Below are 15,504 nucleotides of genomic sequence, written 5' to 3'. Positions count from 1 at the left end.
AGACCTCTAAAATCTGTATGTGGCACCCACGTTTATGACGTTGAGTGCGCTCGTGATGGAACCCAGGTTGATAGGCCAATTCGTTTGATACTTTTGCTTCCCGCTGCCGCACATACCCCCCGGGGGTATGGGGTTTTCCGTCGGATTGCAGGGCGTGCCCGCAGGCGCATGGATCCCTTCCCCGTTGGGGTCGTCGTTCTGCTGCTTCTGATAGAACACATGCATGAAGCCGAGCATGAATTCCAGGGAGTCCTTCTTCTCGCCGCGCCCTACGTCAAGGCGCAGGGTGGCGCCTGTGGATAGGCCGAAGCGTGCACTGCCGACGAAGTCGATGTTCTGATACTTGACGTTCTGTCCGTTGCTTTCGAAAAACATGCCACCGCGCAAAGCGAACCGACCAGGAACGACGTTGAAGTCGCCACCGGCGCGAACACCGAACACGTCCTTGTAGTCGCGCGGGACGTCGGCAACCGGCGGGAGAGTGCCCGGCGTACCATTCACCGGGATGATGCCATTGCCGGCGGCATCGCCGGGGAAGCGGATCTGGAGAGCATCGATGGCGCTATTGTTGGCCCAGGTAAAATCGACTTCGGCGTCGAACACGTCGGTGTGGATAGGGTCGCGCAGGTGCGCCTGCAACGCGGAGGCCCTCGGCATGTGGTAGCGGAAGGCGAGCTTGGCCTCCATCGGCTGGGACAGCTTGATCTTCGCTTGTCCCTCCTCGCATTTCCCTGCAACGGCCGGGCCCTGGTTGCAATCGGAGTACGACGTGTCCGTGTCCTTGATGCCGCTCTTGTCGCCGTCGTGGACCTTCTGCGTGAAGTAGTTCGCCTGCGTGTACAGGTTGCCGCTCGCCTTGATGGAGTCGGTCCACTTGAAGGTGCCGGCAATGTCGAACTGATCGCTGACGGTGTAGATGCCGCCGAACGTCACGCTGGGAACGAAGTAGTCGCTCGCAATGGCCGTCGCTGACAGATCGTTGTCGCGCGGCCGACCGCCGTCGATGTTGTTGACGACAGCGGCATTGTTCAACTTGGCCTTGAAGATGCCCCACGAGAAGGCCACCCCGAGCCGCAAGTTGTCCATGATCTCCGCGCCCACGCCGATCGTCGGATTGAGTTGGAAGGCGTGGCCCTCGATGAGCAAATAGCGCTGCGGCGCGGCTTGGGCGTTCTTCGCCTCGTCGGGCGTGCCGACCCAGGTCGGCCATTTGCCATCGCCCACGGCGCTGGGCGCCAAAATCGCGAGCCCGACGCCAACGCGATCGTTGATGCGATACACGCCCGCGAGCTGCGGATTGGGGGACGCCCCAATGTCATTGCACACGCGCGGGTAGCTGCCGCCCGGCGCGACATAATCGTTCGTCTTGTCGTTCGCGGCCTTAATCCGCGAGAAACAGGTGTGCTGAAAAGAAACATTGGCCTGCAACGTCAGGGCGGTGCGCTGCCCGGCGAGGCCTGCTGGGTTAAAATACGTGGCAAGTGGATCACTTGCCCGGGCAGCCCATGCACCACCACGCGCCATTTGCTCCGATCCATTGTCTGGAAACTCGAGCACATTGGAGGCGCGTGCAATGCTCGGGCCCATGAAGGCCAACGCGGTCGCGAGACCGAGGGAAAGCTTTTTTTTCATGGCTAAGTGTCAATCCTTCACGGGTGTCGCCTTCAGGGAGGCGCGCCCTTCTTTCACGTAAACCGAGAATCGCACGCGTTTGCAACCGTGGCGCGCAATGAGGGCGTCGCGGTTTTTCTTCAATGTATGTTGGAACTTGGCAAAAGTGAGCCCCTCTGTGGGCTCGCCGCACTGCTTCTTGGTGCGAATGAAGTCCTCGTAAACGATGCGCCACTCGGCTTCTTCGCCCGCGGCCTTGGCGAGAACCTCGCGCGGGGCGCTTCCCACCACCGTCGCCGGCTCGTCGTCGAGAACGCGGTCCGGATCGCGGCCGTCCTCTTTGGCCTCTTGAAGAAGGGCGCGGGTCTCGGGCGAAAGGGGCGCCACCGAGGTGGGGCCGGTCTGGGGACGCTGCAAAGGAGGCGGGGGGCGCTGACCGGGCGGCGGGGGCGGTAGACGGCCGGCGCCCGAGTCGTGCGAACTCGGGACCCCCACCGGTCGCGCGGGAACGGGCGGCGGCGGGGTACCTGGCGCGGGCGGCACCGCGAGATTGGGTCGCGACGTCCGCGCCGGGGGAGGAGGCGGAGGACGATGCCCCGAAGGAAGCGGCGGACGCGATGACGGGACGACGTGAGGCCCCGATTGCGCCGCGGAGATTTTGCCCGACTGGGGCTGCGGCTGCGGGGACGACTGCGGAATGGCGCGGGCCGAAGCCGCGTACGCACCGGGCCCGGGCGGGATCCCTGCGGACGGCGGCGGCGGGGGACGCCCCGCAAAAGCAGGACGCGACGGCGGTTCCACGGGCGCAAATCCCCCTGTGGAATTCGCGGAAAGCACAGGCCGCGACGACGGCCCCGCATTGCGATGGGCAGGCCCGGGGCCACCGGATGGCGGCGGAACGAAGCCTCCAGGGCCTTGCGGGATCGGATGCGGGGCCGATCCGGACTGCGACGGCGGCATCTGGTTTCCGTCGGGCCCAGGAAATGCGAAGGCGCTCATGGCCGGCTGCGCGGGCACCGGGCCGAGGATCTTTTCCACGTCGGCTAGCTTGCGGGGCGCGCCACCCTTTTCGGCGATTCGCTCCACGCCGGCGTTCAAGTCGGTCGCAATCGGTCGGTACAGACCGCGGAAACGCGAAAGCTGCAACAGGTCGATCTCGCCTTTTCGAAAGCGCTCGGCCTGACGCTTCATCTCATTGAGCGGCAACGTGTGCTCGAGGAAGGAGAAGCCGACGCCAATGAGGCTGAAGACGACCGCCACGAGAAACAGCACGAACCGCGGCGCGCTCGCGCGGTCTTTGTCGTCGGCGCCGCTGAGGAAGCCGGTGGGGCCGCCGATGGACACGCGCGTCCGTGCGACGACGAAGCCCGCGCGCTGCTCCCAGGCGTCACCCTCGAACCGCGCGAAGATGGCACCGAGATCGTCGTGATCGAGCGTGCGGATGTTCGTGCGACCCGACTCGCGGTAATTCTTGTCGGCCTCGACCTGGGTCAATTCACCCGTGAGCTGATCGAGAAGCTTCGCGTCGAAGCTTTCCGCGCCGGCGGGGACGGCGGAGGCCACGCGAACACCCGCGGCGTAGAAGGCAATGTTGGCGCGCGTGAGGGTGGCAATGTCTTGCGCGAAACGCGTATCGATCAACCGGAGCGCGACCACCGCACCGGCGGGCGGCTGCGTCACGTCGTATTCGACCGAGCGCGCGGAAACGCGATAGAGACGGCCGCCGAGCACCCACGTGTCGTCGCGAAGGTACCCATGCAGCGCGTCGTAAACGGCGGGGTAACCACCCAGCTCGAAGTCCGGTGAGGCATTGGCCTGCTCGAAGCCCACGTGCGCGAGCACGCGCCCATCGCGATCCACCGCGAAGAGCGCGTCGTACTTCAAATCCGGCGGGAGCTTCTGATTGAACGTATCGAGCGCCTTGCGCGCGTCCTCGCGTGCCTTGGGGATGGCGCGATCCTTGGGATCTTTGGTGGCCGCGGCCACGAGCCCCTCTTGCACTTCCTTGTCGACGGCCGCGGGAAGCAGCGCATCGAGCCGGCGCCGCGCATCGATTTGCAGGGCCCAACGGACCACTTGGCTGTCGGAGGCCAGCCCCTCGGTCATCGCCACTTGATTGCGGCGGTTGTACTGACCGACGGCGACGTACGAGACGTACAGCGAAATGGCAATGAGGAGGCTGAGGAAGACGTACCAAAAACGCGAAAGGAGCATCATGGTCAGCCACCCCCCTCGCCCACGTTCAGAGGCTCTTTCAGATCGAGGTTGCCCTTTTCCTTGCTCGAGACGCTGAGCGCGCGTCCGACTTGCCGGCCGTTGAAGAAGGCCTTCAGCACGAAGTCGCCGGCCGGAAGGTTCAACGCGTACGAGCCGTCTCGCGCGGGGAAGGCCACGTCGACGACCTGCGGGTCGACCACGATGTACATGCGGACGCTGGGAAAGAGTTGATCCCGAAACTCGACGCGCCCCGCCTGGGCAGCCGTCCACTCACGCCGGCCGCCGGCGGCCATGTCCTCGGCCTTCCACGCTTCATTTCCAACGACGAACAGGCGATGTGGAAATGGATCGAGGTTCTCGAAGGAGATGCGCGTACCGGGTGCGACGACCAACGTGGTGGGGTTGGTGTGCCCACCCGTGACCTTCACGAGAATGGGCGGGTGAGGCGGCTGGTTGCCCGAGGCAAAGGCTGCGATGCACACGTCGCGCGAGGGATTTGCCGTGAGGCTGCGAAACTCCGCGCGCACGACCGGCGAAGGCTCGCGCCATGTGAACCGGTGCGAATCAGGCTTGCTCGCCTCGGCGTAGACGTCGGGCAGGAGTTTTTCCTGGCCACTGATTTTTCCGCGCACGGAGCTCGCGAGTGCCATGCCGGACATGGCCGAGACGACGGCCGCAACGAGGAGCGAAAACGAACCCTTTCGGGACATGGACCTCCAGGGCGTACGAGCCCGAGACAATCGAGAGCCACCGCGAAACGCCCGTGCCCGAGACGGTACAGACGCCGCGTAGCCATGTAAACATGGTTTGAAAGGCATCAGAAGCTTCTGCGTGGAGCCGCTTGGGATGATGACGAAGGCGATGCTCGTTTCGATGGCGCGGTCAAAATGAGGACCGCCCCCGCCGCCAGCGCGACCGCTCCGGTGATGAACGCCACGGTCGAAATATTACCGGCGGTCTTGGCGTCGGAGGCAAGAGAAACGCCTCGCTCATCGTTGCATAGATTGCCCGTGCAGTAGCCCTGCGAATCGGACCATGAGGAGTTGGCCTTCAATCCGAAGAAGGTGCCGGCGCCCACCCCGACGACACCGAGCCCAACGAGGCCGATGCCAATGATCCGCCGCGTTTTGCCGGGGTCCGAGGATGCGGGCTCCTCGGGCTTCTCGAGCGCGGAGTCGTCCAAGAGCGCGCTGGGAAGGTGTTCGCGCTCGTCCTCCAAGGCCGGTATGCGGATGTCGAGGCGATCCTTTTCCGCAACGTCGACGGTCGAGGTCCACGGCTTCTTGCCCGGGGCGGTCGCCTCGAGCTGGTGCTTGCCCGGATCGAGCGGCACAGCCACGCCCAAGGCGGCATCGTCCACGGCCACCCCGTCGCGTTTGATGAGAAGGCCCGGCACGGCCTTGTCGACCCGGAGGGTCATCCGCGAGAGCTTTGCCTCCACCGCGGCCGCGAGGGTACGCGCGGTTCGTTCGCGGTCGGCGCGGTTGAGGCGCTGGGCGGCGGAGGCTGCGTCCACGTAAGTAGCCCAAGCACTCGCGGTTTTGCCGAGCTTCTCGTAGCAATCGCCAAGGTTGAGCAAGGTGCCCACGGCCGGAGAGAGCCGCTGGCTCGCGGCAAACTTGGGGCACGCTTCGGCGTAGCGCTTTTCGGCGATGAGCTTGCGGGCATCCTGAAAGAGGGATTCCGCAGCGGCGGCGTTCTCGGACGAGGACGAGGCGGGAGGATCGGCGGCGTAGGCCGGGCCGGCCGCCAAGGCGAGGACGAGGACCGCGGGAACGACGCTTCGCATGGTCAGAAGCCCTTCGTGTCGAGGATATTTTCGGCCAACCCGTTGCGCCCTGGTGCGGCGCCGTCGCCTGGGCGGCCTCCGGATCCGGGCTTGCCGATGCTCACCTTCAGGGTGCCCGGCTCGTACTGCGGTGGGTCGCCGCTGTAGAGAAGGCCCACCGAGAGGCCCCCCGCGCCGCCGCCGCCGCTGCCACCTGCACCGCCGTTGCCGCCGTTTCCTCCCCAGCATGCGCAGGGCTGATCACCGGCCGGATCACCGCGCCTGCCGCCGGGAAGGGCTTCGGTGCCTTTGTAGCTCTTGCCGCCGTTGCCTGCGTCGTTCGCAGTGAGGGCGACATCCGCGAGCCGCACGCCCGAGGACTTCACGAGGAGTGCGATGCTCGCCCCACCGCCCTTCCCTCCTTGGGCGCCGGTCCCTCCGCAGCCTCCGCAACCACCGCCACCACCTTGGGGCGTGGAGCAATTTCCACCGCGCCCGCCGCCGCCACCTTGGCCCATCTCGCCATCGGTGCCGTCGATGCCGGCCATGGGTTGCCATCCATCGGCGCCGATGGTGCCCAGTCCTGCGTCCGTGCCGTGTTTTCCTGGAGCGCCGTTTTTGCCGGACGTACCGGAGCCTCCATCGTGGGCGCCATCCAAGCCGCCGTCCTCGCCGCACGGCGAGCGGTTGCGTCCCGCATCGTCGATGACGGGAAGACCACCGAGCGCACCGCCCGGCGAGCCATTTTCGCCGCCCGAGCGCTCGTTGCTCCCGGCAGCGCCGCCGCGGCTGGTCAGGCTCGAGGGCAAGCATTCGCACAGCTTCGAGCCGCCCCCGTTGTCGCCAGAGATTCCATTGACGTCGCCCTGCATGGGCTTTTGTGGCGGGAGGGCGTCCGCTCCCGTCATGCCCTTGCCCGCCGTGAAGGATGCGCGGCGCAAGATGACCGAGCCTGCGTCGCTCACGTAGCCGGCGACGCTGGACTCTCCCGGCGCGACGGCGTCGCCCACGGAGAAGTCGATGTCCTCGATGGTCACGTTCGCGCGCGCATTTTCGATGCGAAGGGCCATTCCGGTTGCAGGGCTCACGCGGGCGCGTGCGTCGGTGAGGCTCCACGCGTTGACGGCGCCCGGGCAGGCGAGGCCACCGTAGACGCCCATATTGAAGTGCGCTTGGGCGCCATCGATGTGCAACGACTCGCCGTAGGGCGCGGCGCAGAGGTACACGTGCGGCACGCGTTTCGCGAGGGCGAGCTCGATGGCCCGGGCGACGCTTTTCACCGGGGCGTCCCGTGTGCCGGCGGCGTCGTTGCTGCCCGAGGGCGCCGCGAAAACGCCGCACCCATCGCGCAAAACGGAGGCATCGTCGCGCGGAGAAGGTTCGCACTTCGGATCGATGGCCGCGTCGACGCCGGAATCCACCGACGAGTCGGTACTATCATCGAGGTGTACGTCTTCGATGCCGAGAATCGCGTTGCAAGCAATCGCGCCGCCCACCGCGGCAAGGAGCAAAAGAAGCGACGACCGTGTCACGAACGCTACTCTCGCGTCGAAGGAATGTCCGGCGCAACCACCGACTCCATCGCCGACGCCGAAGCCTTTGCTTTCGGCTTCGCTTTTACTGTGGCCGCGGGGTTCGTCGGACGGCCCGCGGGGCGGTGGACAGTCGCCGAAGGCGCGGATTGGACGATGGCAGGGATTTCTTTGAGCTCGGCCGGGGTGGGCAGAGGTGCAATGGAAGGCGCCGACGCGCTTGCCGCCGACGCCGACACCATTGTCGAACTGACATCGGCTGCCGCAGCTGCCGGGGACATGCCCCGCCCTCGCACCACGAAAGCCCCAATCACCGCACCGACGGCGGCCAATGTCGCCACCATCGCCGTGACCGCGATACCCGCCGACAATTTCGTCAGCCGCCGTTTGTCCGAGCCGGTGCCCGTCCACGCTGCGCGCGTGGTGCCCGTGCCATTCGTGGTCGCCTGATTCGCCGACACCGCAGGCGCGGCCGGCGTACCTGCCGAGGGCAACGACGGACGCGACACGCCCGCCCCACTCAGCACCATCGCCACGCGATGCGCGGAAAGCCGCGCCGAATCGACCCCCGCGAACGGTGCCAGCGCCGTCGCCAACTCCGCCAGGTTCGCATATCGGTCGATGCGCTGCTTCATGAGGCACTTTTCGACGACCTGCTCGAAACCCGGCGGCAGATTCGGGCAGTGCGTGCGCAGCGACGGCGTCGGCTCGCTCATCACCTTGTGCAGCAAATCGCCCAAGGTATCGCCGTGAAAGGGCACATGCCCCGACACCAGACGGAATAGAATGATCCCAATCGACCAAATGTCGCTGCGCGCATCCACGTCGCGCGAGGAGCGCATTTGCTCCGGCGCCATGTAACCCGGCGACCCGAGCATCGATGCACTGGACGTGATCGATGGCGCCGACGTCCCGGCATCGCCCAGCGGATTCGCCTTGGAAATGCCGAAGTCGAGCACTTTGATCAAGGGCAGGCCGGCCGGCGTTCGCGTCAGGAAAAGATTCGCCGGTTTGAGATCGCGATGAACGATGCCCAGCGCATGCGCCTCGGCCAGCGCCTCGCACACCTGCAGCATGTAATCGACGGTTTCCTCGACCGACAGCGGTCCGCGCACCTTGAGGGTGCGCGATAGATCGTCGCCCTCGAGGTATTCCATGACCATGAACGGGCGGCCGTCGTCATGAACGCCCACGTCGTGCACACGCGCGACGTGCTCGCCGCGAAGCCTCACGCTGGCGCGCGCCTCGCGAAGGAAGCGCTCCACCACCTCGGGGTTATCCATCGACTCATTGCGCAAAAACTTGAGCGCAACCTTCTGCTCGAGCTGGAGGTGGGTCGCGGCGACGACGAACCCCATCCCCCCCGTCCCGATGACACGATCCACGCGGTATTTCCCCGCGACGACCGTCCCCGCAGCAATGCTCACGCGCGGAATGATACCGCTAACCCGCTCGGCGAAGGAGAGAATTCACAGGGAGGGGGGGAGGCGGGGAGGGATACGGCACAAATCCCACCGCGCACCGAAGCTTCTTTTGCTTTTCAGTGGCTCAGTAGGCCCATTGAAAACCACAAAAAAGCCACGGTGCGCGGTGGGATTCGCGTCGTTAACCTCCCCGCCTCCCCCCCTCCCTGTTCAATCTTCTCGGGGGAAACTGCGCTCAGCGCGTAGCTACGGGCAACACGAGGGCGAAGGTGGCGCCGCGATCGGGTTCGCTTTCGACGGCGATGTTGCCGTTGTGGGTCTCGACGATGCTCTTCACGATGGCCAGGCCCAGGCCCGTTCCCTTGCCGTCTTTTTTCGTCGTGAAGAATGGGGTGAAGATGCGCGCTTGGTCTTCCGGCAAAATGCCGCAGCCCGTGTCGGTCACCACCACGCGCACGGAGCGATCGCCGTCGACCAGCTCGGTGGTGATGGTGAGGATTCCGCCGCGCGGCATGGCATGGCATGCATTGGTAATCAGATTGACGAAAACCTGGGTGAGCTGCTCCGGCAATCCGCGCACCGGTAACACGCCATCGCCAAAACGGCGTTCCACACGCGTGCTCGTCTCGCCCAAAAGGTGCTCGCAAAAGACCAATGCTTGGTCAATCACGCCATGCAAAACCACGGGAATCGGGATTTCCCCGGCGGGGCGCGCATACGTCACCAAATCGCGCGTGAAACGCAAAAGCCGGTGCGCCGATTCGCCGATGCGCCGCAGTCGCTCCAGTTCATCCGGGTCTGCGTGATCGCGTTTGGCCATCCAACGCTTCGTCAGATAATCGGTATACGCGACAATCGATGTCAGCGGATTATTGAGCTCGTGCACCATGCCCGCGGCAATCTGCCCGAGTGAGGCAAGCTTCTCCGCCTGCACCATTTGCGCATTCAAGGTCATCACGGAATGGCGCGCGGCGTGGGCAATGGCGTGGGCCTCCGCGTGCTGGCGCCCCCGCTTGAGCACCATCACCGCGCGGCGAAGAATGCTCGAGACCAATGCGTCCTTGCCCGCGACGTTGTCCTCTTGAAACGCTGCATGCAATGTGGCCCCGCCGCTGTCGCCGGGAACCTCGACGATGACCTCACTCGGGTAGTCGGGGAACAACCGCGTCGGGTCGACCCGATCGTGCGCGTGCTCGCCCGGCCCGTGATGCAAAATGACCCGCTGGCGCATGTCGCGCGCGGCCATCGGTGCGCCAAGCACCTTCACCATGACGGGGTTCTCGACGAAGCACACCCCCACGCCACACATCGGCAGGATCTCGGCCAGGCCGTTCACCATGGCCCGCACCACCGCCTCGTCGCCATCGGCCACGGGAAGATCGCAGGCAAGCTGAATCAGCAGGTCGAACGCCGCCTCACGATCGATGAAACCGGCCACGTGCGAATCTTCCAAATCGACATCCAGCTGCCGCTTGAGACCCGATGCTGGGCCTGCCCCGCGCATCCGGCTCGATGTCGAAACCTCCTCACGATCCGTGAAGACCACGTCACTCGTGCGCTGCTGTACGTCCGAAAGCGGCGGCGCCGAAACGGGATCGCCCGGTTTTTTCTGCGCCATCAATCGCCCGCCTTCCCGAGTGCCGCGGCTACGTTGTTGTCTTCCCCCTCGTCGCTCGCCTTGTCCAGATCCAAAATCTTGGCTTGGCCAACGTACGCCTTCGTTTCGTATCGGGTGATCTTCCCGATTTTCCGGACGATTTCGGCCATCCGCTCGGCCTCGTTGAAAATGACATCGACCGCGGCAAACACGGGCGACTCCGCATCGAGACGACGTTTAATCAGTTCTGCGTACGCCATCACACTGGTGAGCGGCTGATTCAATTCGTGCGCGGCGGCACCGGCAAGCTCGGCCACGATGGCCTGCCGCTCCTGCGCCAGCAACTGTTCTTGCGCCTGGGCGAGACGTTGCTCCATGCGAACTTTCTCACGCAAGTCCGTGAAGATACCCACCGAACCGACCAGCGTCTCCTGTTCGTAGAGAAACGCGGCAGATAGCGCCACGGGGACCCGATTCTTTTCGCGGTCGAGCACTTCGGTGCGAACCCCCTCGATGCGGCCGCCGCCCTCACGGATCATTCGCATGATGTTGCGCGCGACACCCGGCGGGTAGAGCTCGCGCACGTCGGAGCCGATGACTTCGCGCGTGGGGCGCCCGTATATGCGCTCGGCGGCGTTGTTGAAGACGAGGACGCGGCCTTGCATGTCCGCGCTGATGATGGCATCGCCCGAGGTGTCGATGATGCGGCGGAGGAAGTCGCGCGTCTTCACCAAGTCGGCTTCGACGGTGCGCTCGTGCGTCACGTCGCGGAAACTGCAGAGCACCACGCCCTCTTCGCGAAGCACCGAGTTGAAGTTGATGCTCAAGGTGGCCTGCTGGCCTTCCTTGTTGCGGATGCGCACGTCGACGCCGCGAGGGAAATGCCCCTGGGCAAAACCGTCGCGAAGCTCGCGCGCCTTGGCGATGTCCGTTTCGTCGAACATGTCCCCAAGACGACGCCCGCGAAAATCCGTCTCGGAGTAGCCCGTGATTTCGCGCGCCTTCGGATTGGAAAAGAGAAGGCGCCCTTCGCTGTCGATGACCACGATGCCGTCGGCAGAGCTTTCGAAGAAGTCCGCGTAGCGCTGCAGCGAACGCAAACGACGCTCGGCCTCGAAGCGCGCCACGTTCACCTTTTGCGTCTGATCGCGCAGCGACTGGAGCACGCGCGCGTTGCGCAGGGCGATGGCCATGGCGTTCGACACGGTTTTGCAGAGCGCCAGCTCGTGCTCGCCGAAGGCGAAGGTGCTCTTGGAGCGCACGAAGAGCACGCCCATGGGGCGGCCTTCGTAAAGAATGGGCAGAATGGCAATGGACGCGAATGCGCGCGCCCCGGCGTGGGCCCGCGCACCGTGGCGCACGATTTCGAGCAGCGGGTGCGTCTCGGCGTCGGTGATGACGAGGGGCTCGCCATTGTCGAGGACCTGGCGAATCTCCGGGTACTTGGAGAGATCAATGGGCAGATCGCGCAGCTCGGCATTGTCCGAGGCGGCGACGACATAACCGAGATCCGCCTGCTCGCTCACGAGGACGATGGAAACGCGGTCGACCTTCGCGACTTCCGCGATGCGCTGGACGACGGTGAAGAGGATGCCGCGAAAATCCAGGTTGGAGGCGAGGGCCTGGGTCAGCTCGAGAACGACCTGGGCGTCTTTTTCCTTGCGAGCCAGCTCCTCCATGACGGCGCGCAGGCGGAGCTGGCCGCGGATGCGGGCAACGAGCTCGACCGGCTTGAAGGGCTTGCGCACGAAGTCATCGGCACCGGCCTCGAAGGCGCGGGCGATCTCATTGTCGGCATCGAGTGCCGTCAGAACGACGACCGGCAGGTCGCGTGTTTCGGGCTGTGCCCGCAAATGACCAAGGATTTCATAGCCATCGGGCGGAGGCATGACCAAGTCGAGCACCACGATGCACGGGTCGACCTCGCGGATCTTCTGCAGCGCTTCGGTGCCAGAGCCCACGGCCACATGGCGCAGCTCGGCCTGCGTGAGGGCTTGACACAGAACGTGTCGACTCACTGTATCGTCATCAACGACGAGGACCGGCCGACTGCTCACCGTCCCATGGATTTTACGCAGGTTCGCTCGGGACCGCCAGTTATTAGAACAGCTTTTTCTGGGTACTTAATGACTCGGGCTCGCCAGTGAGCGCTATCCCCAGGTGTGCGAAGGCCTTTTTCGTGGCCACACGGCCTCGGGGCGTCCTGCCCAAATATCCTTGCTGCAGCAAATAAGGCTCGTACACGTCCTCGATGGTGTCCCGGGGCTCGCCCAATGCGGCGGCCAATGTCTCCACCCCCACGGGGCCGCCTTCGTAGTCTTCGATGATGACCCGCAGCAAACGGCGATCCATTTCGTCGAAGCCGGCGCTGTCGACCTCCAGCCGGGAGCACGCATCGCGGACGATGGGAATGTCGATTTTTCCGGTGCCGAGGACTTGCGCAAAGTCGCGCACCCGGCGCAAAAGGCGATTGGCAATGCGGGGCGTGCCGCGCGAGCGCAGTGCAATCTCGTCGGCGGCGCGGGGGTCGATGCTCACCTCGAGCAGGCCGGCGCTGCGCATGACGATGCGGGCCAGATCCTCGGGCGGGTAGAAATCGAGGCGCAGCACGTGACCGAATCGCGAAAAGAGCGGCGCGGTCAATAGGCCGGTGCGCGTGGTGGCGCCGACCAAGGTAAAGGGGCTGACGGGGATCTGCAGTGAGGAGGAGAAGGCCCCCTCCCCCGTCATGACATCGATGCGAAAGTCCTCCATGGCCGGGTAGAGGCTTTCTTCGACGACGGGATTGAGCCGGTGGATCTCGTCGATGAACAAGATGTCGCGCGGCTGCAGCTTGGTGAGCAACCCGGCGAGCGATCCCTTGTGCTCCACCACCGGGCCGTTGGTCATGTGGAGCTCGACCCCCATTTCGTGCGCAAGGATCTGCGCCAGGGTGGTCTTGCCCAAGCCGGGCGGGCCGCAAAGCAAGAGATGATCGAGCGGTTCGCCGCGCTGGCGCGCCGCCTCGACGAAGATGCGGAGGTTCTCCTTGTGCTTGCTCTGCCCGACGTAATCGTCGAACCGCTGCGGTCGCAAGGTGCGGTCGAACCGAACGTCGTCCCCTTGGGCGGCGCCGTCGAGAGCTCGATCAACCGGGGCTTCGGGCGGCGTTTTCGACCGGGACTTGGTGCTCGCCATGGTGGGGGCCATAGCATATCTTGCCCATCCTGCGATGACACGACCTACGCTGCTTCTGGAGATTGGCGTCGAGGAACTTCCCTCGTCCTTCGTCGATGCTGCGCTCGCCGCGCTTCCCAACCTGGTGAAGGACAAGCTTCTGAGCCTTCGCCTTTCGCATGGCAATGTCTATGCGCTGGGTACCCCGCGCCGGCTCGCGGTGTTGGTGCACGAGCTTGCGACCGCGCAAACGAGCCTCGACGAAGAGGTCATCGGCCCGCCGGAAACCGCCGCGTTCAAGGATGGAAAGCCCACGCGCGCGGCCGAGGCCTTTGCCGCCAAGGTGGGCGTGCCCGCCTCCGAGCTCACGGTGGTGGAGAAAGCCGCGGGCCCGAAGCAAAAGCCGGGACGCTACGTGGTGGCGCGGCGCAAAGAGCAAGGGCGCGAGGCCACCGCTCTTTTGGGGGATGCGTTTGCCGAGATTTGCGCGGCCATTCCGTTCCGCAAATCGATGCGGTGGGGCTCGGGCGATGCGACCTTCGGGCGGCCGGTGCAATGGCTGGTGCTGCTGCTGGGCGACAAGATCATCGATGCGACCTTCGCGGGCGTGAAGAGCGACCGAAAGACCTACGGCCATCGCTTTTTGGCGCCGGGGACGCTGAGCATCGCCAATGCCGACAGCTACGTCGAGACCTTGCGCGGCGCGCACGTGCTGGTCGATCGCGACGAGCGGGCGCGCACCATGATGGAGGGCGTGGCGCGCGCGGCGAAGGAGCTGGGTGGCTCCTACGATCCGGATCCGTCGCTGGTCGCAGAGAATGCATCGCTGGTCGAGGAGCCCCACACGGTGGTGGGAAGCTTCGCGCCGGCGTTTCTCTCGCTTCCGGCCTCGGTCATTCGGGCGGCGGCGCGCGGGCATCAGAAGTACTTCTGCGTGGAAAAAGGTCCGGACGAGCTTTTGCCGCATTACCTCACCGTGGTGAACACGGCGAATCGGCCGGACAAGATCGCGCGGGGCAATGACTCGGTCATGCGCGCGCGGTTGTCGGACGCGCGGTTCTTCTTCGAGGAGGACAAGAAGGTCAACGTCGAGACCCGCGTGGAGAAGCTCGCGGGCATCGTGTTCGTCAACAAGCTGGGCACGGTGCGCGACAAGGTGGCCCGCATCGAGAAGCTCGCCACGCGCATCGCCGAGCGGCTCGGATTGTCGGACGTGGCGAAGATCCAGCGCGCGGCGCATCTCGCGAAGAACGATCTCGTCTCGCTGATGGTCGGCGAGTTCCCCGAGCTCCAAGGCCACATGGGTCGCGCCTACGCCCAGAACGCCGGTGAAGACGGCGCCGTGGCGGATGCGATCCGCGATCATTATCGCCCCGTCGGCGCCGACGATGGCATTCCCCCCGGCGACGTGGCCCGCGCCGTCGCCTTGGCGGATCGCCTGGACACATTGGTCGGATGTTTTGCCATCGGCCTCTCGCCCACGGGCACCGCCGACCCGTATGCCCTGCGTCGGGCGACGATCGCGCTGCTGCGCATCCTCATCGAGTCCGCGGAGGAAAACCCCGCCTACGGCAGGCTGCACGTGGGCGAGCTCGTAGGGCTCGCGTACGAATTGTTCGCCGATAAAAAGCTGGACCTAGGGCGCGAGGAAACGGTGACGAAGGTCAGCGAGTTCGCGCGCGAGCGCCTGCGCAACTTGATGGCCACGCGCACCAGCACGCAGGTGGCCGATGCCGTGCTCGCGGGATACGCCTTTACGTCGGGCACCGAGGCGCCCATCGAGAGCTACCCGTTCTTCGCGATGGCGAAGGCACGCGCGCTGCAAGCGGTGGTGAGCTCGGGAGCACCATGGCTCGAGAAAGCACGCACCGTGGCGAAACGCCTCAATGGCATCAGCAAAGACGCGAAGCCCGTCCTGCATCCGAAGGACGTCTTCCTCTCGTCGGACAAGGACGCGACCATCCACGACGTGGTGCGCGCCATCGAATCGGTCACCGCGAGCTTGGACAGCGAGGGATCCGTTTCGAAGGCCCTGCACCAAGCCGAGGAACTCGCGAAACGCATCGACGAGATCTTCGTCTCGACGCTCGTGAATGATCCCAACGACGCGAACACGCCCAAGCGTCTCGAGCTTCTCTCGTATGGGGCCAAGAGCATGCTGCGCATCGGTGACTTCTCGAAACTAGGGTGATGGGGTAT

Annotated in this window: 10 protein-coding genes; 1 reads left to right on the top strand and 9 read right to left on the bottom strand. The window is 65.1% G+C overall.

All coding sequences use genetic code 11. The features are described 5' to 3' along the window. Positions 1-6 precede the first annotated feature (6 nt). The 9 genes from LZC95_08810 to ruvB all read right to left on the bottom strand — a co-directional run bounded on the left by LZC95_08810 (position 7) and on the right by ruvB (position 13,326). Positions 7-1,632 (bottom strand): outer membrane protein transport protein, encoded by a 1,626-nt coding sequence (locus LZC95_08810; protein ID WXA96937.1) that lies wholly within the window; start codon positions 1,630-1,632, stop codon positions 7-9. A gap of 9 nt (positions 1,633-1,641) precedes the next feature. Continuing rightward, positions 1,642-3,828, bottom strand: a complete 2,187-nt coding sequence (locus LZC95_08805; GenBank protein WXA96936.1) for a hypothetical protein — start codon at positions 3,826-3,828, stop codon at positions 1,642-1,644. Positions 3,829-3,830: 2 nt separating this feature from the next. Beyond that, positions 3,831-4,538 (bottom strand): hypothetical protein, encoded by a 708-nt coding sequence (locus LZC95_08800; protein WXA96935.1) that lies wholly within the window; start codon positions 4,536-4,538, stop codon positions 3,831-3,833. Between the two features lie 107 nt (positions 4,539-4,645). Further along, positions 4,646-5,617, bottom strand: a complete 972-nt coding sequence (locus tag LZC95_08795; GenBank protein ID WXA96934.1) for a hypothetical protein — start codon at positions 5,615-5,617, stop codon at positions 4,646-4,648. 2 nt (positions 5,618-5,619) lie between these two features. Next, positions 5,620-7,128 carry a hypothetical protein gene (locus tag LZC95_08790; protein WXA96933.1) on the bottom strand — a complete coding sequence of 503 codons (1,509 nt, stop codon included), beginning with the start codon at positions 7,126-7,128 and terminating at the stop codon, positions 5,620-5,622. A 5-nt stretch (positions 7,129-7,133) separates the two neighbouring features. Next, positions 7,134-8,555 carry a serine/threonine protein kinase gene (locus tag LZC95_08785; protein ID WXA96932.1) on the bottom strand — a complete coding sequence of 474 codons (1,422 nt, stop codon included), beginning with the start codon at positions 8,553-8,555 and terminating at the stop codon, positions 7,134-7,136. A 232-nt stretch (positions 8,556-8,787) separates the two neighbouring features. After that, entirely contained in the window at positions 8,788-10,170 is a 1,383-nt protein-coding gene (locus LZC95_08780; protein WXA96931.1) for an ATP-binding protein, read from the bottom strand. Then, positions 10,170-12,167 carry a PAS domain S-box protein gene (locus LZC95_08775; protein WXA96930.1) on the bottom strand — a complete coding sequence of 666 codons (1,998 nt, stop codon included), beginning with the start codon at positions 12,165-12,167 and terminating at the stop codon, positions 10,170-10,172. Before LZC95_08775 ends, LZC95_08780 begins: the two co-directional genes overlap by 1 nt. An 82-nt stretch (positions 12,168-12,249) precedes the next feature. Then, the gene (gene ruvB / locus LZC95_08770; GenBank protein ID WXA96929.1) at positions 12,250-13,326 is read right to left on the bottom strand and encodes a Holliday junction branch migration DNA helicase RuvB; all 1,077 of its coding nucleotides are present in this window, start codon (positions 13,324-13,326) and stop codon (positions 12,250-12,252) included. Between the two features lie 34 nt (positions 13,327-13,360). Here ruvB and glyS point away from each other — a divergent pair, with 34 nt between their 5' ends. Continuing rightward, complete coding sequence (glyS, locus tag LZC95_08765) at positions 13,361-15,496, top strand: glycine--tRNA ligase subunit beta (protein WXA96928.1); 2,136 nt, start codon at positions 13,361-13,363, stop codon at positions 15,494-15,496. The last annotated feature ends 8 nt before the right edge of the window (positions 15,497-15,504 follow it).

The sequence above is a fragment of the Sorangiineae bacterium MSr12523 genome (assembly GCA_037157775.1).
GTDB classification, from domain to species: Bacteria; Myxococcota_A; Polyangia; order Polyangiales; family Polyangiaceae; genus Pendulispora; species Pendulispora brunnea.
This window is presented reverse-complemented; position numbering and strand designations above follow the sequence as displayed.